This is a genomic window from Streptomyces sp. NPDC046197, assembly GCF_040646295.1.
GTDB lineage: Bacteria > Actinomycetota > Actinomycetes > Streptomycetales > Streptomycetaceae > Streptomyces.
This window is the reverse complement of record NZ_JBEYZY010000012.1, coordinates 125,396-144,177: the sequence shown is the minus strand read 5'-3', so window position 1 is coordinate 144,177 and position 18,782 is coordinate 125,396. Positions and strand designations below refer to the sequence as shown.

General features: G+C 72.9%; 19 protein-coding genes. 14 read left to right on the top strand and 5 right to left on the bottom strand.

The window, feature by feature from the left end; translation table 11 throughout:
* Positions 1–55 precede the first annotated feature (55 nt).
* The 6 genes from AB0A61_RS19030 to AB0A61_RS19005 all read left to right on the top strand — a co-directional run bounded on the left by AB0A61_RS19030 (position 56) and on the right by AB0A61_RS19005 (position 4,802).
* Complete coding sequence (locus tag AB0A61_RS19030; RefSeq protein ID WP_361293063.1) at positions 56–733, top strand: hypothetical protein; 678 nt, start codon at positions 56–58, stop codon at positions 731–733.
* 169 nt (positions 734–902) lie between these two features.
* Complete coding sequence (locus AB0A61_RS19025) at positions 903–1,148, top strand: ferredoxin (RefSeq protein ID WP_361293061.1); 246 nt, start codon at positions 903–905, stop codon at positions 1,146–1,148.
* Complete coding sequence (locus AB0A61_RS19020) at positions 1,138–2,532, top strand: FAD/NAD(P)-binding oxidoreductase (protein ID WP_361293059.1); 1,395 nt, start codon at positions 1,138–1,140, stop codon at positions 2,530–2,532. The genes AB0A61_RS19025 and AB0A61_RS19020 overlap by 11 nt, the downstream gene beginning before the upstream one ends.
* A 65-nt stretch (positions 2,533–2,597) precedes the next feature.
* On the top strand, positions 2,598–3,833 hold the full coding sequence (locus tag AB0A61_RS19015) for a cytochrome P450 (RefSeq protein ID WP_361293057.1): 1,236 nt from the start codon (positions 2,598–2,600) through the stop codon (positions 3,831–3,833).
* Between the two features lie 115 nt (positions 3,834–3,948).
* Positions 3,949–4,233 carry a hypothetical protein gene (locus AB0A61_RS19010; protein ID WP_361293055.1) on the top strand — a complete coding sequence of 95 codons (285 nt, stop codon included), beginning with the start codon at positions 3,949–3,951 and terminating at the stop codon, positions 4,231–4,233.
* A 107-nt stretch (positions 4,234–4,340) separates the two neighbouring features.
* Positions 4,341–4,802 (top strand): hypothetical protein, encoded by a 462-nt coding sequence (locus AB0A61_RS19005; RefSeq protein ID WP_361293053.1) that lies wholly within the window; start codon positions 4,341–4,343, stop codon positions 4,800–4,802.
* Between the two features lie 8 nt (positions 4,803–4,810).
* On the opposite strand, the gene AB0A61_RS19000 is transcribed toward AB0A61_RS19005, so the two are convergent.
* Positions 4,811–5,704: a DUF6424 family protein gene (locus AB0A61_RS19000; RefSeq protein WP_361293051.1), complete on the bottom strand. Its 894-nt coding sequence runs from the start codon at positions 5,702–5,704 to the stop codon at positions 4,811–4,813.
* Positions 5,705–6,060: 356 nt separating this feature from the next.
* Here AB0A61_RS19000 and AB0A61_RS18995 point away from each other — a divergent pair, with 356 nt between their 5' ends.
* Positions 6,061–7,059, top strand: coding sequence for an NAD-dependent epimerase/dehydratase family protein (locus AB0A61_RS18995; RefSeq protein ID WP_361293049.1), 999 nt, complete (start codon positions 6,061–6,063; stop codon positions 7,057–7,059).
* A 93-nt stretch (positions 7,060–7,152) separates the two neighbouring features.
* On the opposite strand, the gene AB0A61_RS18990 is transcribed toward AB0A61_RS18995, so the two are convergent.
* Both AB0A61_RS18990 and AB0A61_RS18985 read right to left on the bottom strand, forming a co-directional pair.
* On the bottom strand, positions 7,153–8,265 hold the full coding sequence (locus AB0A61_RS18990) for a HAMP domain-containing sensor histidine kinase (RefSeq protein WP_361293047.1): 1,113 nt from the start codon (positions 8,263–8,265) through the stop codon (positions 7,153–7,155).
* 2 nt (positions 8,266–8,267) lie between these two features.
* A complete protein-coding gene (locus AB0A61_RS18985) occupies positions 8,268–9,014 on the bottom strand; it encodes a response regulator transcription factor (RefSeq protein ID WP_361293045.1) in 747 nt (248 codons plus the stop codon).
* A gap of 114 nt (positions 9,015–9,128) precedes the next feature.
* Between AB0A61_RS18985 and AB0A61_RS18980 the strand changes: the two genes are divergently transcribed.
* The 3 genes from AB0A61_RS18980 (at position 9,129) to AB0A61_RS18970 (ending at position 11,463) form a co-directional block, all read left to right on the top strand.
* Positions 9,129–9,842 carry a glycosyltransferase family 2 protein gene (locus tag AB0A61_RS18980; protein ID WP_361293043.1) on the top strand — a complete coding sequence of 238 codons (714 nt, stop codon included), beginning with the start codon at positions 9,129–9,131 and terminating at the stop codon, positions 9,840–9,842.
* A complete protein-coding gene (locus AB0A61_RS18975; RefSeq protein ID WP_361293041.1) occupies positions 9,839–10,456 on the top strand; it encodes a DUF2064 domain-containing protein in 618 nt (205 codons plus the stop codon). Before AB0A61_RS18980 ends, AB0A61_RS18975 begins: the two co-directional genes overlap by 4 nt.
* A gap of 242 nt (positions 10,457–10,698) precedes the next feature.
* Positions 10,699–11,463 (top strand): methyltransferase domain-containing protein, encoded by a 765-nt coding sequence (locus tag AB0A61_RS18970; RefSeq protein ID WP_361293281.1) that lies wholly within the window; start codon positions 10,699–10,701, stop codon positions 11,461–11,463.
* Positions 11,464–11,776: 313 nt separating this feature from the next.
* Here AB0A61_RS18970 and AB0A61_RS18965 read toward each other — a convergent pair whose 3' ends face one another.
* Entirely contained in the window at positions 11,777–13,123 is a 1,347-nt protein-coding gene (locus AB0A61_RS18965) for a molybdopterin-dependent oxidoreductase (protein WP_361293039.1), read from the bottom strand.
* 113 nt (positions 13,124–13,236) lie between these two features.
* Here AB0A61_RS18965 and AB0A61_RS18960 point away from each other — a divergent pair, with 113 nt between their 5' ends.
* Positions 13,237–14,658 carry a hypothetical protein gene (locus tag AB0A61_RS18960; RefSeq protein WP_361293037.1) on the top strand — a complete coding sequence of 474 codons (1,422 nt, stop codon included), beginning with the start codon at positions 13,237–13,239 and terminating at the stop codon, positions 14,656–14,658.
* Between the two features lie 165 nt (positions 14,659–14,823).
* Entirely contained in the window at positions 14,824–15,552 is a 729-nt protein-coding gene (locus AB0A61_RS18955) for a hypothetical protein (RefSeq protein ID WP_361293035.1), read from the top strand.
* 68 nt (positions 15,553–15,620) lie between these two features.
* On the opposite strand, the gene AB0A61_RS18950 is transcribed toward AB0A61_RS18955, so the two are convergent.
* Positions 15,621–16,064, bottom strand: coding sequence for an ATP-binding protein (locus tag AB0A61_RS18950; protein ID WP_361293033.1), 444 nt, complete (start codon positions 16,062–16,064; stop codon positions 15,621–15,623).
* A gap of 359 nt (positions 16,065–16,423) precedes the next feature.
* Here AB0A61_RS18950 and AB0A61_RS18945 point away from each other — a divergent pair, with 359 nt between their 5' ends.
* Complete coding sequence (locus tag AB0A61_RS18945; protein ID WP_361293279.1) at positions 16,424–18,088, top strand: SpoIIE family protein phosphatase; 1,665 nt, start codon at positions 16,424–16,426, stop codon at positions 18,086–18,088.
* 150 nt (positions 18,089–18,238) lie between these two features.
* Positions 18,239–18,691: a hypothetical protein gene (locus AB0A61_RS18940; RefSeq protein ID WP_361293031.1), complete on the top strand. Its 453-nt coding sequence runs from the start codon at positions 18,239–18,241 to the stop codon at positions 18,689–18,691.
* The last annotated feature ends 91 nt before the right edge of the window (positions 18,692–18,782 follow it).

Genomic DNA, 18,782 nt, shown 5'->3' with positions numbered 1-18,782 from the left:
CGCGAGGGGGCGGCCCGCACCTGCCGGGCCGCCCCGCACAGGAAGCGAGCGGCTCGTGAGCAATAAGGGGCCCGGGCAGCGGGCGCTGGAGACTCCGCGGGCCGCAGGGCTGGCCGGGGTCCTTTTCGCGTTGCTGCTCGCGGCGGCCATCGTCCTGATCCGGCTGGGGGTTCCGGGGGGCGCCAGCACGGTCACCTCGAACGGCTTCACCGACTCGGCACGGCGCAGCGCGGTCCAGGCGGCGCTCGCGCTGGTGCCGTTCGCCGGGATCCTCTTCCTGTGGTTCGTCGGTGTGGTGCGGGCCCGGGTCGGGGATGCCGAGGACCGGTTCCTGGCCACCGTCTTCCTGGGCAGCGGCCTGCTCTTCGTGGCCACGATGTTCACGGCGGCCGCGGCGGCCGGGGCGGTGCTGGCCACCGCGCACACCCCCGGCAGCTCTCCGGGACTGCCCACCTGGGACTTCGGCCGCCGTCTCGCGTACTCCCTGATGACCGGATACGCGATGCGCATGGCAGCGGTCTTCGCGTTCTCCACGTCGCTGATCGGACACCGTCTGCGGATCCTGCCCCGGTGGCTGACGCTGCTGGGCGCTGCGACGGCCGTGACGCTGCTCTTCGTCTCGACGAACGTCCCCTGGTCGGAGCTGGTCTTCCCGGCGTGGTCGCTGGTTCTCAGCGTCTACATCCTGCTCATGAGCGGCGGGGAGCGGTCCATGGCCCCGGCAGTCTCATGACGCGCGGCCCGGCCCTCGGCCGGCCCGGCGGGTCACTCCTTCGGCGGGCCTCGGCGAGCGCGGCACCTGCCGGAGCTTCGATGCTGGTCCGGAGGAGCTGACCGCCGTCCGAGGGCGCCTGCACAGCAGGGGCTTCCCGAAGACCTGGCCGCCGAAGAGCGGAGCGCCGATGAGGCTTGTCGTCGATCTCAACAGATGCCAGGGGTACGCCCAGTGCGCCTTCCTCGCACCCGAGGTGTTCTCCATGCACGGCGAGGAGTCGCTCGTCTACAACCCGCGCGCCGAGGAGGAGCATCGGGAGAAAGTGGGGCGCGCCGTGGTGGCCTGTCCGGTGCGGGCGATCACCACCGACGCGCTGGGCGGCGTGGGCGATCGGCCCGCCGAGGCCGGGCAGGGGACGTCCGATGGCCGCTGAGGACTTCCAGCAGTGGCTCAGGCACGAGGGCCGCATCGTCATCGTGGGCGCGTCACTGGCGGGGCTGCGGGCCGCCGAGACGCTGCGCGCCGAGGGCTTCACCGGATCGCTCACCATGATCGGTGACGAGCCGTACGAGCCCTACGACCGGCCCCCGCTGTCCAAGGCCGTCCTGCTCGGCAAGGCCTCCCCGCACCACACCGACCTGCCCCGCCGCAGGGAGCTCGACGCGAAGTGGCGCCTGGGTGTGGCGGCCGCCGGCCTCGACATGGCGGCCAAGCGGGTGCGCCTGGCCGACGGCGACGAGGTGAAGTACGACCGACTGCTGATCGCGACCGGCGTCCGTGCCAGGCCCTGGCCGAAGGAGAGCGAGGCCCAGCTGGACGGCGTCTTCGTGCTGCGGACCCGCGACGACGCGATCAAACTGCAGCGGCGGCTCAAGGCCTCGCCTCGGCGGGTGTTCGTCATCGGGGCGGGCTTCACCGGTTCGGAGATCGCCTCCGCCTGCCGGGAGCAGGGCATCGCGGTCACCGTGGCGGAGCGGGCGGACGCACCCCTGGTGGGCGCGCTCGGCGGGGTGGTCGGTGCGGTCGCCGCCGAACTGCAGCGGGAGAACGGTGTGGACCTGCGCACCGGCGTCATGGTCACCGGTCTGGAGGGTGACTCGGTGGGCAGGGTGCGGGCCGCTCATCTGTCCGACGGAAGCGTCGTGGAGACGGACGTCGTGATCGTCTCCCTCGGCGCCACCCGCAACACCGAGTGGCTGGCCGGATCCGGGCTCGGCGCGGGCCCCCGGGGCATCGCGTGCGACGCGGGCTGCCGGGCCTTCGACTTCCGGGGGATCGTGACCGACGACGTCTTCGTCGCCGGCGATGTCGCGCGGTCCCCGCACCCGCTGTTCGGCTACCAGTTCCTCTCCCTCGAACACTGGGGCAACGCCGTCAGCCAGGCCGAGGTCGCCGCGCACAACATGATCAGCTCCGGCGCCGACCGCCGGCCGCACCTGTGGGTGCCGGCCTTCTGGTCGTCGCAGTTCGGCGTGAACATCAAGTCGGTCGGCGTCCCGTCGATGGGCGAGGAGATCATGATCACGCAGGGATCGCTCGCCGAGCGCCGGTTCATCGGGGCGTACGGCTACCAGGGCCGTGTCATCGCCGCCGTGAGCTTCGACAGCACTCGCTGGCTGCAGTTCTACCAGCAGCTGATCGAGACGGCGGCGCCCTTCCCGGTGGAGTTCCCGACCGTGGACCGTCGCCCGGAGGGCCGCAAGCCGGTTCCGGCCGACTTCCCCGACCCGTCCCTGCCGACGCACGGCCCGACGGTGACCCTCAGCGGCTACTCGCCCACCGAGCGGCGCCTGGTCTTCACCCCCGGCCGCCACTGACCGATGCCCGGCCGCCCGCGCCCCGCCCGCCGCCGCCCCGGACCTTCACGCCCCAAGGACGCCTCATGACGCAAGCCTCGCTCCTGCACCGGATCACCGATTACGCCAATCGCGCGAACCCCTATCCGCTGTACGAGGAGCTCCGCAAGACTCCGGTCCTGCACGAGGAGGAGAGCGGCCCCTACCTCGTCAGTTCCTACTGGGACATCCTCAACCTGCTGCACGACCCGCGGATCAGCTCGGACGCCGCCAACCTCGCCGCTGCGGGCGCCGACGAAGCGGGCGGCCAGGAGGAGACCGGGCTGCCGCCCAGCTTCATCCGGCTCGACCCTCCCGAGCACGACCGGCTGCGGCGGATCGCCAACCGCCCCTTCGGGCCGCCGCACAGCCCCCACCGGATCGACTCCATGCGCTCCGAACTGGCCGAGATCGTCTCCGGGCTGATCGACGGCCTGGACGGTGCCGGGCAGATCGACCTGGTCGACCAGTTCGCCTACCCCTTCCCGGTGACGGTGATCTGCCGCCTGCTGGGGGTGCCGCGCGAGGACGAGCCGCGTTTCCGTTCCTGGGTCGACCCGATCGTGGCCGGCCTGGATCCGGACACCGGCGACGACAGCGCCGAGCGGGGGCGGACCGCCCGGGAGGCACGGCTGCAGCTGGGCATGTACCTCGCCGGACTGGTGGAGCAGCGGAGCAGGGAACCCCGTGACGACATGCTGTCCGAGCTGGTGAGCGTCCACGGCGAGGACCGGCCCATGACGACGATGGAGGTGCTGAGCACAGCGGTCCTGCTGCTGATCGCGGGCCACGAGACGACGGTCAACCTCATCACCAACGGCATGCTCACCCTGCTGCGCCACCCGGAGGTCCTCGACAGGCTGCGCAACGACCCGGGCCTGGCGGCCAACATCGTGGAGGAACTGCTGCGCTACGAGCCCCCGGTGCAGCTCGTACCGCAGCGCACCTGCATCGCCGACATCGAGCTGCGCGGGGTCACGATTCCGAAGGGATCACGTATCTGGCTCGTCCTGGCCGCGGGCAACAGGGACCCGGAGCGCTTCGAGGACCCCGACCGGTTCGACCCGGACCGCAAGGACATCGAGCACCTCGGTTTCGGCAGCGGCATCCACAGCTGCTTCGGGGCGCCCTTGGCCCGGCTGGAGGCGCAAATCGCGCTGGTCGAGCTGGCCCGCCGCCTGGAGAATCCCCGGCTGGTGGAGGACCCGCCGCCGTACCGGCAGAACGCGGTGCTGCGCGGACCGCGCCACCTCGACATCGCCATCGACGGGGTGCGTCCCTGAACCGTGATTACTCACCGTGCCCCCGTTCACCAAAAAAAGAGACCTTCTAGACATAGCTGAAAATTCAGACAAAATGGTGTGCATCCCTACCGCGACTTCGAGGAGCCGCTCCCGCATGGCGTACGGAGCCCACCACAGCCCCACCCCGCCTCCCCACCCCGACCTGCTGCTTGCTCGTGACTGCGAGCACTGCCTGGGCTGGGGGACCCTCATCACCCGCGACGGACAGCACGAGCTGTGCGACACGTGCCAGCCGCAGGACGGCGACGACGACCCGCCCCTCGGTGCGCCCGCGTCCGTGCCCGCGCAGGAGCTCCGCAGACGGCACGATCACAGCCCGGCGGAAGACGGCTCGCCGAGCCGCCGCCCCGGGTGGGGTGAGGCCCGGGCATGCGGCTGAGACCCGCCTCGCCGCCGAGGGCCGGCGCTGCTCCGTACGAGTGGTGCATCCCCTGACATCGCCGTAGCGTCGGTACAGTCTCAACGCCGGCGAGAGGATGGCAGGGGATGCGGACACTCATGGCCAGGATGGCGGTCACGTTCTGTGCCGCCGTGTCGCTCACAGCGCCCCTGGGAACGGCCTCCGCCGCGCCGTCGACGGCACCGATGGCCGCGCATGCTGTGACACGGCAGGCCGGGCGTCCCGTGATCGTCGACTGCTCCTTCAATCCGCGGGAGCGGCCCCACGACTTCATCCTCGCCTGCGGCGACGGCAACAGCCGCCTCGCCTCGCTGCACTGGTCCCAGTGGGGCTCGCGCTCGGCAACGGCCAGGGGCTTCAATTTCGTGAACGACTGCAAGCCCTACTGCGCGGCGGGCAGGTTCCACTCGTACCCGGTCATCGTGCGGCTCGACGAACCGCGGCCGTGGGCGAAGGACCCGCAGTTCCAGCGGTTCACCCGGATCAGCCTCCTCTACCCCGCCGATCGGCCGGAGGGGTATGAGCCCGTGATGACCTTCCCGCTGTGAAACTCGGGTCACCTCGGCCGACCGGTGTGTCCGTGGCTCCGCCGTGGTCCGCCGTCACGGTGCCCGGCACCGGGAGACAGCGGACCCGAGGCGGTGCGCTTTCCCGGCTCGATCTGCTGCGCGAACGCCTCAAGCGCCACCCTGCTGTTCGGCGGGAAGACGGCCATCTTCCCGGCCTCCTGGGCTTCCGCCAGCGTGCCGGCGGCCTCGCTGCCCTCCGGTGCGTGCACCAGGCGTACATGTCCGTCCCCCGAACCCCGCCGGTCCACGGGGGCGACGGCGCCGTGGGTTCCGTCGGGCAGCGTCACCCACAGCTGGAAGTCGTCGTACCGGACGAAGTCCGCGCCTTTGACGGGCCAGGGGTAGTGGTGCTCCCCGGGCACCTTCGGCAGGATGCCCTGGTGGTTTCCGTGGCTCATGGGCACACAGGCATTGAACAGCGAGTCGGTCCACGCCTCCACGCCGTCGGCGTCGGTGACCGCGGTGCGCAGGAGTTGCTCGGCCTCGTCGTAGCCCAGTGCGCGCAGCGCGGGCAGGGTGAGCGGAAAGGCGTCCAGGAGTTCGGCGGCCTCCCGCCGCAGCCGGTCGACCTTGACCGGCTCGGCGCAGAACTGCATGCTCCACTCGACGCCGACCCGGGCGCGGTACATGCGCCAGCCGCCGCGTCCCTTCACCCACAGGCTGCCGCCGTGGTGCATCTCCCAGTGCTCGGCGCCGGTGGGGCGGGGACCGTAGGGCAGGTCCGCATCGGCCATCTCGGCGAGGATCTTCTTGGCCGCCTCCTTCGCGGCGCGGAAGTACGAGGATTCGAAGCGCTTGGGATGATCGACGAGGCGTATCTTCCAGGGATGGTTCTCGGACTCCACGCCGCCCAGGTGGAGCCCGGTCGGTGCAACGGTCATGCTGGCCTCCTCGCGCCGACCGCGCGGGCTCGCGTCCGGCCCGCGATGCCGTACCCCCTGTTTCCATCGTGCGCTTCGGTACGAGTGATGGCGAGTCGGCGGGTGGCTTCGCTCCGCAACGGCCGTCGCTTGCCTCGCGGACGGTCGAACACGCGGGGAGGGAAGCCGAGTTGGGCCTTGCGAGCGGGGATACCGCTGCGGGGGTGCATCGTGACCGTGAACTGGCCTGAATTGCGGCCTCCTTCGGCAGTGCGGGCGCAGGTCGGCCGGTCGGCCGTCGCGCGGTGTCTTACGGAGGGGTGACGTCGTCGGCGCGGTCGTGGGGTTCTGCGCGGGCGGCGGCCTAGCGTGACGGCATGCGTGTACTGGTCACCGGCGGTGCCGGGTTCATTGGGTCCCATGTCGTCGAGGCGCTGGCGGAGCGCGGGCACGATCCCGTGGTGTTCGACGTGCGGGCGGACCCGGGTGCGGACGTGCGGAATCCCGAGGCGGTGGCCCGTGCCCTGACCGACGTGGACGCCGTGTGTCATCAGGCGGCGATGGTCGGCCTCGGCAACGGGATCGCCGACGCGACGGAGTACGTGTCCCGCAACGACCTGGGAACCGCCGTCCTGCTCACCGCCATGGCGGACGCGGGCGTACGGCGCCTTGTCCTGGCCGGATCCATGGTCGTCTACGGGGAGGGCCGGTACGAGTGCCGACGGCACGGGCCGGTGCGGCCGGGTCCGCGGACCGTACGCGACCTGGACGCCGGCCGGTTCGAGCCGACCTGCCCGGCGTGCGGCGAGGCACTGTCTCCCGGACTGGTCGGCGAGGACGCCCCGGTCGATCCCCGGAACGTGTACGCCGCCACCAAAGCGGCCCAGGAGCACCTGGCGACCGCCTGGGCCCGGTCGACGGGCGGTTCGGCGGTGTCGCTGCGCTACCACAACGTCTACGGGCCCCGGATGCCGCGTGACACGCCCTACGCGGGCGTCGCCTCCTTCTTCCGTTCCGCTCTCGCCCGCAGTGAGGCGCCGCGGGTCTTCGAGGACGGACGGCAGCGGCGCGACTTCGTGCACGTGCGGGACGTGGCCGCGGCCAACGTCGTGGCACTGGCGGCCGAGGCGCCCCCGGGTGTGCTCACCACGTACAACACCGGCAGCGGCGAGCCGCGCACCGTCGGCGAGATGGCACGGGCGCTGGCCGCCGCGTACGGCGGACCCGAACCCGTGGTCACCGGCGAGTACCGTCTGGGCGACGTACGCCACATCACGGCCGACTCCTCTCGGCTGCGGACCGAGCTGGGCTGGAAGGCCGAGGTCGGCTTCGCCGAGGGAATGCGGGAGTTCGCACGGGCGGGGCTGCGCGGGTAGCGGGCGTCCGGCGGATCCACCGGGCGGTGGCGCGGCCGCGGGTGCCAGTGCAGGAATCGGGGGTCCCGGCAACGGCGCGGGGACGGCCCCTGTTCAGGCCTTGGCTGCGGGCAGTGTCACCTCGAAGCGGCAGCCGCCGGGGATGTTGCGCACGGCGGCACGGCCCTCGTGGGCTTCGACGATGCCGCGGACGATGGCGAGGCCGAGGCCCGCGCCGGCCGGTGGGGTGCGGGCGTGCGTGCCGCGCCAGCCGGTGTCGAAGACGCGCGGCAGATCCTCCTCGGGGATGCCGCCGCAGCTGTCGCTGACGGACAGGACAACACCTTCGGGCGAGCGTTCGGCGGCGATGGCGACCGTGCCGTCCGCGGGCGTGCGGCGGATCGCGTTCACCAGCAGGTTGCCGAGCACGCGGCTCATCTCCTTGCCGTCCACCTCGACCGGCACCGGTTCGATGCGCTCCCCCACCAGGCGCACGCCGAGCTCCTTCGCCAGCGGATCCGCTCCCGCCAGGGCATCCCCGACCAGGTCGTACAGCGAGATCCGGGAACGCGTCAGGGCGAGGCTGCCGGCATGGATGCGGGACAGCTCGAAGAGGTCGCCGACCATGTCGTTGAGGCGCTCCACCTCGGTCCGGATCTGCCTGAGGTAGCGATCCGGATCGGCGGCCACCCCGTCCTCCAGTGCCTCCGCCATGGCGCGCAGTCCGGCGAGCGGGGTGCGCAGGTCGTGCGAGATCCAGGCGACGAGTTCACGGCGGGAGGACTCCAGGGCGCGCTCGCGTTCCCGCGAGGCGGCGAGACGTGCGCTGGTGGCGGCCAACTCACGGCTGAGCGACTCCAGTTCGGCGGTCGCCGGACCGTCGGGCGCGGCGAAGGCGCCGCCGTCGCCGAACGAGCGGGCGGCGCGCGCCAGTTCGCGGCTGCGGGCCACCACCCAGCGGCCCAGCAGCAGCGCGGTGGCCAGGGACACGACCGCCGCCATCGCCGCGACCGTCGTCACGACGGACAGGTCGTGCGCCGACAGGAACATCGCCTCCGCCACGGCCAGGGTGCCGGCGAGCATCGCGCACACGGCGACGGCGGCCACGACAGCGAGCGACACCGTCAGCGAGCGACGCCGGATCAGCCGCAGCACCCCCGCCCCGGCCAGGCCGGTCGCCGCCGCGCCGAGGAAGGCGTACAGAGCGATCAGAAGGATGTCGCGCACGGTCAGCTCCCTTCCGGACCGGCCGGGTCGAAGCGGTACCCGACGCCCCACACGGTCTGGATCAGCCGGGGCCGGGCGGGGTCGTCCTCGACCTTGCCGCGCAGCCGCCGTACGTGGACGGTGACCGTCGACAGATCGCCGAAGTCCCAGCCCCACACCTCACGCATCAGGTCCTCGCGGCTGAAGGCACGTCCCGGATGACGCAGGAAGAAGGCGAGCAGATCGAACTCGCGGAGGGTGAGGGCGAGTTCGGTGCCGTGTTTGGTGGCCCGACGGGCTGCCGGGTCGACGGCGAGCCCCGCCGCGCTCAGCGGACGGGAGGCGGCTGCGGGGCGGGCCCGGCGCAGCACCGACTCGACGCGGAGCACGAGTTCGCGCGGGCTGAACGGCTTGGTGACATAGTCGTCGGCGCCGACCTCCAGCCCCAGGATGCGGTCGTCCTCGTCGCCGCGCGCGGTGAGCATGATGACCGGCACGGGACCGTGCCCGCGCATCCGCCGGCACACTTCCAGTCCGTCCATGCCCGGCAGCATCAGGTCGAGCACGACCAGGTCCGGCCAGTGCGCGGCGGCCCGGGTCAGCGCCGTCGGTCCGTCACCGGCCCGGTCCACGAGGTAGCCCGCGCGGTCCAGGTAGCCGGAGACGACCTCGGCGACGGTGGGGTCGTCCTCCACGACCAGGACACGGGCCGCCGGGACCGGCCGGTGCTCGGCGGACGCGGCGTCGATGTGCTCGTACGGCTGCTGCATGCGTCCAGCCTCGCACCGCGCCCTCGTCCGTGCCGCATCCACCTGTCCCCCGGGGCCCGACGTCCGCGTTTCGTAAGGAGCCGAAGCCCGGTATGCACCCTTTGTGTTCGTAGGGTGAATGCCGTGACGACCTCTCCCACACCACCGGACGTCGATGTGGTGCTCCCCTGTCTGAACGAGGCCGAGGCACTGCCCTGGGTACTGGCCCGCATCCCGGACGGCTGGCGCGCGCTCGTCGTGGACAACGGCTCCACCGACGGCTCGGCGGAGCTGGCGCGGGCCCGGGGCGCGACCGTCGTGCACGAACCGCGCCGTGGGTTCGGCGCCGCCTGCCACGCGGGCCTGACCGCCGCCACCGCGAGCATCGTGTGCTTCTGCGACTGCGACGCCTCCCTCGACCCGTCGCTGCTCGTGCCGTTCGTCCACGAGGTGCACGCCGGCCGGGCCGACCTGGTGCTCGGCCGGCGCCGCCCGCAGCGCCCGGGTGCCTGGCCCGCGCACGCCCGGGCCGGCAACCTCGCGCTCGCCCGGATACTGCGGCGCCGCACGGGCCTGCGGCTGCACGATCTGGGGCCGCTGCGCGCCGCGCGCCGTGAACCGCTGCTCGCCCTCGGCCTGACCGACCGCCGCAGCGGCTACCCGCTCCAGATGGTCGTCCGGGCCGCCGACGCCGGCTGGCGCATCACCGAGCACGACGTGCCGTACCTGCCGCGGACCGGCACGTCGAAGGTGACGGGCACCTGGCGCGGCACCTGGCAGGCGGTACGGGACATGAGCCGGGTACTGGCCGAACCGGCCCCGCGCGCCACAGGAGGGGTCGTCCGGTGACCACACTGCTCGTCATCGCCAAGGAGCCGCGGCCCGGGAGCGTGAAGACCCGGCTGACACCGCCTTTCACTCCCCGTCAGGCGGCGGCGCTCGCCGAGGCGGCGCTGTCCGACACCCTGCGCACCGTGGCCGCGACGCCCGCCTCCCGGCGTGTTCTCGTCCTGGACGGTGCGCCCGGGCGCTGGCTTCCGCCCGGCTTCGACGTCGTACCTCAGTGCGCGGGCGACCTGGACGCCCGGCTCGCCGCCGCCTTCGCGGGCTGTGACGGCCCGGCGCTGCTCATCGGGATGGACACACCGCAGGTGACACCGGAGCTGCTCACCGTGGACTTCACCGGCTGCGACGCGTACTTCGGGCCCGCCGAGGACGGTGGTTTCTGGGCCCTGGGGCTGGCCGACCCCGATCCCTCCCTCCTCACGGGCGTGCCCATGTCGACGGCCGTGACGGGAGCCGTGCAACGGGAACGGCTCGTCGCCGCGGGTCTGCGCGTGCAGGACCTGCCGCGCCTGCGTGACGTCGACACCGCCGCCGACGCCCGGGCCGTCGCCGCCTGCGCTCCGCACGGCCGGTTCGCCGCACGTCTGTCCCGGCTCACGGCGGTCACGGGCCGATGAGCACCGCACACGAGATCGCGCCATCGGACACCATCGCCCCACCGGACGCCATCGCCACCCAGCCCACCCGGGCAGCCGCGTCCGGACGGCCCGCACGGACCGGAGCCCCGTCCGCGCAGCCCGCGCGGACCGGCGTGTCCGGACAGCCCATACGGGCGGCAACGCCCGGGCAGCCCGCGCGGACGGCCGCACAGCCGGCGCGGACGCCCGGGCCCGCACAGCCCCCGCGAAGGGCCACCACCGTGCAACCCGCACGGACACCCGCCCCCGCCTGGGCCGCCGACGAGCCCTACTCCGCGGCCCTGCGCACCGGCCGCGGTCCGCTGTTCCTGCGGCGGACCGACGGCTGGCTGCTGCCGCTGGAAGTGGAACGCTGGTGTGCCGACCCGGACGCGGTGGACCTGGGAGTGCTGGAGCGCTGCGAGGGGGCGGTGCTGGACGTCGGGTGCGGGCCGGGGCGGCTGGTCGCCGCGCTCGCCGCACAGCACCGGCACGTCCTCGGCATCGACATCAGCGAGGCCGCCGTCGCCCACACCACGGCCCTCGGCGGGCCGGCCCTGCGCCGCTCCGTCTTCGAGCCGGTCCCCGGCGAGGGCCGCTGGGACACGGCACTGCTCATGGACGGCAACATCGGCATCGGCGGCGACCCGCGCGCCCTGCTCCGTCGCCTGGCCCGGCTGCTGCGCCCGGGCGGTCTGCTCATCGCCGAGACCGCTGCCGTGGACGTCGACGAACGCGTCCGCGTCCAGGTCGTGCACGTGGCCGACGCCCGGGGTGCCACGGGCAGCCCGTTCCCCTGGGCGCGGCTCGGCACGCCGGCCCTGCTCCGGCACGCGGGCCGGGCGGGCTGGCGGGCCGTCGATCAGTGGTCGGCGGGCGGGCGGTGCTTCGCGGCCCTGCGCAGCCGCAGCGCGAAGAGCAGCGCCGAGCCGCCGAAGAGCACGGCCGTGATCAGCAGCCAGCGGGCCAGGAAGCCGTCGGCCGACAGCCCGGCGGCCAGCCGGTAGCTCTGGGCCACCCGGCCGCTGATCAGCGGGAACCACACGAGCAGCAGGAGCCCGGACAGGGCTGCCGGAACCCTGACGTACACGGCCCACTCCCGGCGGCCGACCGCGCCGGCCGCCCGTACGACGGCGCGGTCGGCCGCCGCGTACAGCGGCAGCAGCACCACGTCGTGCAGCAGCGCGGCCCCGACGATCCACAGCGCCACCTGGAACCAGTCCCCCGCGAACAGCCGCACACCCGCGTATGCGGCAAGCGCGAACGAGCAGGCGAGCAGCAGCAGTTGAAGGGGACTGCCGAGCGGGAGCCGACGCAGCATCACAGATCTCCGAAGGTCATCCGGGCCACCCACTTGGTGTTGAGCACACCGGGCGCCGCGGGCACGATGACGCGGGCCGGATAGCCGTGGTCCGGGGTCAGGTCCTCGCCGTTGACGTACAGGGCGAGAAGGGAACGTGTGTCGCGCACCTGGTTGGCGCGCAGGGCGGCCCGGCGGAAGGCACCGTGCCGCTGGAGCGACTCCACGAGGACGTCGGGCGGGTCGTCGTACCCGACGAGTGCCGCAAGGTCACGCAACCGCACGCCGCGCCACCACTGGTCGGAGGTCGACCAGCCCTCCACACAGGCGATGGGCAGTGCCGAGCTGTGCAGCGGAAGCCGCAGCAGGTCGGTGCGGCGGAGCCGGACGGTGCCGGTGCGGCCGGTGACGACCAGCCGCCACGCCTGCTCGTTCGTCTCGGCCGTGCTGATGCCCGCGTACGCGGCCGTCTTGTTGATCTGAAAGCCGCCCGGCCCGCTGCCGGGTTCGGCCCCGCCGTGCGGGGTGAGTACGGCGGTCTGCCGCAGAAGTCCGTCGAAGCTGCGGCCGACGGTGGTGACGAACAGCAGCAGCGAGCCGCCGCCGACCAGCCACAGCGCACCGCGCCGCGAGACCGTGGCGGGATCGGGTCGCGGGGACACGAGGCCCGCTTCTTCCGGTGACGCCACTGGTGCCTCCGGCGACATCACCGATGCTTCAGGTGACGTCACCGACTCGCTGTCCCGCCGCCGTGCCACCGGCTCCCCGCCGGACTGCGGCGACGGCGGTCTCCCACCCGTCCGCGCGCGTCGGACGTTGCGTATCGCGGTGGGGAGCTTCAGCACGGCGTGGACGACGAAGGCGGTGAAGAAGACCCAGGCGCCGTAGAAGTGCAGCGGGTAGAACGAGCCGGGGAAGATGTAGTCGAGCTGGACGTTGAGCACGCCGGTGGTGAATTCGAACAGTCCGCCCCCGACCAGCAGCAGCAACGAAAGCCGCTCGACGGCGTGGGCGAAGGACCGGGCCGCGGGCAGGGCGAACAGCCTGGGCACCACCGACCACAGCTTGGCCAGCAGTACGGGGATGAGGGTGATGCCGAGGGTGACGTGGACACCCTGGGTGAGCCGGTACAGCCAGTGCGGACGGGTCGGCCAGTCGAAGAGGTAGAAACCGAGGATGCCCTTGTCAGGGGTCTGGTCGTTCACCGGTGACAGGTCGGGGTTGTAGGCGGCATAGGAGATCAGCCCAGTCAGGAAGAGCACGGTGATGCCGACCAGCAGGACGAGGCCGAGAACCGAGGTGAACCAGGGGCCGCGCAGCGGGCTGCGCCAGAAACCGGGCGAGGTGGGGAGCCGTCGATCGCTCATGCCTCGACCGTAGGCCGCGACCCGGCCGGGAGAGGGTGCGCAACCCATGACGAAACGCTGACGCCGGGCCCGCCCACCGCCCGCCCGGGCATCCTGCGGCCTAGCGTGCCCCTGTGACCCGCACCCTCCTCCGCGACCCGCACGCGGCCCCCGTGACCCGATCCCTTGCCCGCGACCTGTACGCCGCCGTGGCCGCCGCCCTGCTGGTCGTGGCGGCCGTACTGATCGGCCGCCACATCCAGTTCACCCACCACACGCTGTTCGTCGGCTGGCCTCCGCTGTTCGCCGACTGGGACCCCCACGTGGGACCGGGCACACCGGCGGCCGTGCTGGTGGCCGGCGCCGTGGTGGCGTACGGACCCGTACTCGCGGTGCGGCTGCCCTGGCGGGCGCTGCTCGTCACGGCCTGGGGCACGGCCATGGCCTGGACCTGGTCCCTCGCGCTGGTCGACGGCTGGCGCCAGGGGGTGGCAGTCCGCCTGACCACCACGAACGAGTACCTGAGGGTGATCGACCGCTTCCACGACATCCCCGCCACACTGCGGGACTTCACCCACCACATCGTGGACGGCTCGCCCGCCCCCTGGCCCGCCCACATCGCCGGTCATCCCCCGGCGGCGACGCTCACCTTCGTCCTGCTGGACCGCGTGGGGCTGCGCGGCGGAGGCTGGGCCGGCGCCTGGTGCATCACCGTGGGCGCCACGGCGTGCGTGGCCGTGCTGGTGGCGGTACGGGCACTGGCCGGGGAGCGCCTGGCGCGCCGGGCGGCACCGTTTCTGGTGCTGGCGCCTGCCGCGGTGTGGGTGGGCGCGTCCGCCGACGGCTACTTCGCGGCGGTGGCCGCCTGGTCCGTGGCGCTGCTCGCGTCGGCGGTCACCCGCGGGCCGGGGCCACGACGAGCGGCGGTCGCCTTCGGCTCGGGGCTGCTGTTCGGCCTGACCTGCTACCTCTCCTACGGTCTCACGCTGTTCGCGCTGATCCTCACGGGCGTCCTGCTGCTCGGCCGGGGCTCGAGCGCAGACCGGGCGCGCACCCTGCCCTTCCTCCTGGCCGGACTGGCCGTGGTGCCGCTGCTGTTCACCCTCGCCGGTTTCAACTGGTGGGAGGCGTACCGTCTGCTCGTCACGCGCTACTACCAGGGGGTCGGTGGCATCCGGCCGTACGACTACTGGGTGTGGGCCAACCTCGCGTGCACCGTGCTCGTCGTCGGCCTCGCCACGGTGGCCGGTCTGCGCCGGTGCGGCGGCGCGCTCCGGCGTGAACGCTCCGGCGTTCTCGCCCGACCGGCGACGGACGTGGCCGCCGACGGTCCGTGGGCCGAGGCGCGGCTCGCCGTGCTCGTGCTCTGCGCTCTGCTCGCCCTCCTCGTCGCCGACCTGTCCGGCATGAGCAAGGCGGAGACGGAACGCATCTGGCTGCCGTTCGCGATGTGGCTCCTGCCGGCCTGCGCCCTCCTCACCCGCCCCCGTGTCTGGCTCACCGGTCAGGCGGTGCTCGGGCTACTGCTCAACCACCTTCTCCTGACTGGCTGGTGACGGTCCGTCGGAGAGCGACCGCACACGGCTGTGCCGGTGCGCCGGCCTGTTCCGTCGGCCTGGGTCACGGTGTTGCGGGCGACGCCCGGGCACGCAAGAGGCACAACTTCCTCTACTGGTCCGTACTATCTGTGCATCACGGCAGTCCAGGAAAGGGCGCTCCCCATGACCGAGAACACGGCCCCCGCCACCGAACTGACATCCCAGTACATCGCCCAGGTGACCGCCGACCTGGAAGGGAACCTCAAGGAGCAGGAACGCATCGGCACGGAAATCGCGGCCCTGCAGGAACAACTGGTCGCGCTGCAGCACGACCACACCGTGCTGGTGCACATGCAGCAGGCCCTGGGCATCGCGGCGAACCCCGCGCGCCCAGGGGCCGAGCCCGCGGCCGCCTCCGTGCCGTCGCCGCGCAGGGCCAGGAAGGAATCCGCCGAATCCAGCAGTGACCACCGGCCCGGCGCAGGGAAGTCGAACCGCAGGACATCGGGCGCGAGGAAGCCGAGGGCGAGGACATCGGACGCGGGCAAGGCGGGCACGGCGCAGGAGCGCGGCGGGACAGGCACGAAGCCGGCGGGCGGGAAGCGCGCTCCCAGAGCGGCGGCCGCGCGGCCCGCGCGGCCCACGCTGGTCGAACTCGTCCGCCGTCACCTCTCCGAGCAGAGCGAACCGCGTTCCGCCGCGGAAGTCGCCGCCGCGCTCGGCCAGACCCACCCCGACCGGAGCGTCAAGACCACCGTCGTGCGCACCACCCTGGAGGGGCTGGTCGCCAGGACCCAGGCGCAGCGCACCAAGCAGGGCACGTCCGTCTTCTACACCGCACCGGACACCGCAGGCGCGCCGGCACAGGCTCAGGCCCAGGGCGACCCGCAGACCGAGGAGGCCGACGGCTGACGACCGACGGCCGACCGCTGCGCACTGACAACCGACGGCGGACGGCCGACGGCGGACGGCCCGCGGGGTCAGGCCGAGGCGCGACCGACCGGGGGTGGTTCGTCGGCGAGGGCCACCCTGGCCGAGACGCGTTTGCCGAGGGGTCCGCGCCGCACGTCGAACCCCCGGCTGACGGCCCGCACGATCTCCAGCCCGTGCCGTCCCACCCGCCGAGGGTCCGGGCCATTGGCCACCGGCAGCGCGGGATCGCTGTCCACGACGCCCACCTCCACCACGTCGCCGGCGACCCGCAGCTCCAGCAGGACCGGGCCGGATGCGTGCTTTCGGGCGTTGGTGACCAGTTCGCTGACGACCAGCTGGGTGACCTCCTCGGCGCGGGTCGACACCGGCAGCCCGCGCCGGGCACGCACGCCGCCGAGGAACTCGGCCGCGAATCGACGGGCCTCGGCGATGCAGGTCCGGTCGCATTCGAGGGCCGCCGTCGTCCGTGGGTCGGCGGGATCCGACGGCATGCGACCGTCTGGCGAAAAGGGTTCCATGTGGACCGCCTCAACTGTCCGGATCACAGACCCCGCAGGTACCCGCAGCTCCAGCGCGTACGCACCGCCGTTCGAGTTCCGCAGGCCCAAGGGGTGTCCACGGGTCGTGCCCCCTGCGGGCTCCGGAAGGGCCCCCCGGGGGAGAATGAAGCGTCCGCGCACGGACACTCCGGAAAGGGGAAGTCACCCGCACGGCGGGCGGGGGCGAGGCCGCCCGGTACCAGCAGCGGTATCGGCGCCTCCCAGTCCACGAGGAGGCACGAGAAGTGACGGGCCCGAGAGCCACTGACGCAGTCGAGAAGGCCGTGCCGACCGGTGCGGCGCTCGCCGGGATGCTGGGCGCCATCGGCACCGGGGCGTACGTCGTCGACGAGCAGGGCTGCATCATCGCCGTGAACTCCCGGGCCGAGAAGTTGCTGGGCCTCTCCGCCGAGGAGCTGGTCGGCCACGACGCACACGACCTGTTGCACCGCAACCGCCACGGAGAGACGATCCCCCGGACGCAGTGCGCGATGCGCCAGGCCTTTCTCGCGGCCCGGACCGCGCAGGGGCACGCGGACTGGTTCCAGCGGGGCGACGGCTCCGTGCTGACGATCTCGTGGCTGCTGACGCCGTACGGTGCCGACAACGGACACCTGCGCACGCTCGTGCTCTTCCACCCCGTGGGAGACGCCGACGTCCTCACGCCGCCGGAGAACACCGGGACGGCCGCGGGGTCGCTGTCGGACCTCGAACGACTGGCCCTGCTCGCGGAGACGACCACCCGGCTGACCTCCACGCTCGACGTCGACGAGGCGCTGCGACGGCTGGTGGAGCTCGTGGTGCCCCGGCTGGCGGACTGGGCGGTCATCGATCTGATAACCGACAGTGACGAGGTGCGGCGCTCCTTGGTGGTCCATGCCGAGGGCGGGGTGCTGGTGACCCGGGAGGACCTCCAGGGACCGATGCCACCGGTACCCGAGCAGTCGCCCATGCCCCTGTCGCGGGCGCTGCGCGGGGCGGCGTCCACACTCGCGAGCCCGGAAACCTACACAGGCGAACCCGACTCGGGAATCGCGGTGGAACAGCGCCACCTGTTCGACGTGACCGGTATGCACTCGGCGGCCATCGCTCCCATCCGGAGCCTGCGCGAGGTCCTGGGAGCCCTCACCCTGGGCCGCTCGGCACAGCCCGAGGCCTTCACCGTCGCCGACCTGCCGCTGCTGGAGGACATCACGCGCCGCGCCGGCATGGCCCTCGACAACGCCCGCCTCTACCAGCGCCAGCGCAAGGTCGCCGAGACCATGCAGCGGCATCTGCTGCCCCCGCTGCCACACGTGCCGCGGCTGGAGATGACCGCCCGGTACCTGCCTGCGCCGGACGCCTCGCAGGTCGGCGGGGACTGGTACGACGCGTTCGTCCTGGAGGACGGGACCACCGCCCTGGCGATCGGCGACGTCGTCGGTCACGACCTGGACGCCGCGGCCGGCATGGCGCAGCTGCGCAACATGCTCCGTGCCTACGCCTGGTCGCAGGAACAGCCCCCGAGCCAGGTCGTCGAATGGCTCGACCACGCGACGGCGCACGTCAGCGAGGTCAGCATGGCCACCCTCGTCTTCGCGCGCGTCACCACGCGGGACGACGGACGGTGGGAGCTGACGTGGACCAACGCCGGGCACCCTCCGCCGCTGCTCATCACCCATGACGGCCTGACCCGCTACCTCACCGACGGGCACGGCATCCTCCTGGGCACCGGGTCCCGGCTGGGCCGCCGCGACGCGACGGTCACGCTGCCGGCCGGATCCACCCTGGTGCTCTACACCGACGGCCTCGTCGAGTCGCCCCGCCACTCCATCGACGACGGACTGGGTCGGCTGCGCCGGCACGCCGCCTCGCTGGCACATCGACCACTGGAGTCCTTCACCGACGAGCTGCTGGCGCGCGTCCGCCCGCCCGACAACGAGGACGACGTCGCGATACTCGCCCTGCGGACCCCCGGCCCCGACGTCGCCTCCTGACCTGCGGCGGCCAGTCGGCCGTCCGCCGCGGCCCGTGTCGTCCTTCGCCGCCGTCGTCCCCCGTGCCGTGGCGAGGCGTTTTGCGGGCCGTCACCAGGGCTACTCGGCCTGCTTGTCCGGCACGACCGCACGACCAAGGGGGTCCTCGGGATGCACTCGGTGACCAAAGGGCTGCTGGCCGGAGCGGCCGGCACCCTCGCGCTCGACCTGATCACGTACGGCGACATGCTGATCCGTGGCCGTTCCGCCAGCCGGCTGCCCGCACAGGTGGCGGAACGACTCGCCGACCGGACCGGTGCGGAACTCGGGGACGGAGAGGCCGAGGACAACCGCGCTCAGGCAGCCGGCGCCCTGCTGGGATACGTGACCGGTCTCGGCGTGGGAGCGGCGTACGGGCTGCTGCTGCACGGGCGGGCCCCGCTGCCGACGTGGGTGGGCGGGCCGCTCCTCGGGGCGGCCGCCATGGCGGGCAGCGACGTCCCCGCCACCGCTCTCGAGGTGACCGATCCGACCTCGTGGGAGCCGACCTCATGGGTCTTCGACGCCGTACCCCATCTCGTCTACGGCCTCACCACCGCTTCGGTGTACCGGGCGCTGCACTGAGCGGCCGGGTCCGGCACCCGGTCACGAGGGGTGACCCCCTTGCCGGTGCAATGCGCCCTGTGCTCCCCGGTGCGCCGGGCGGAGGCCCTCT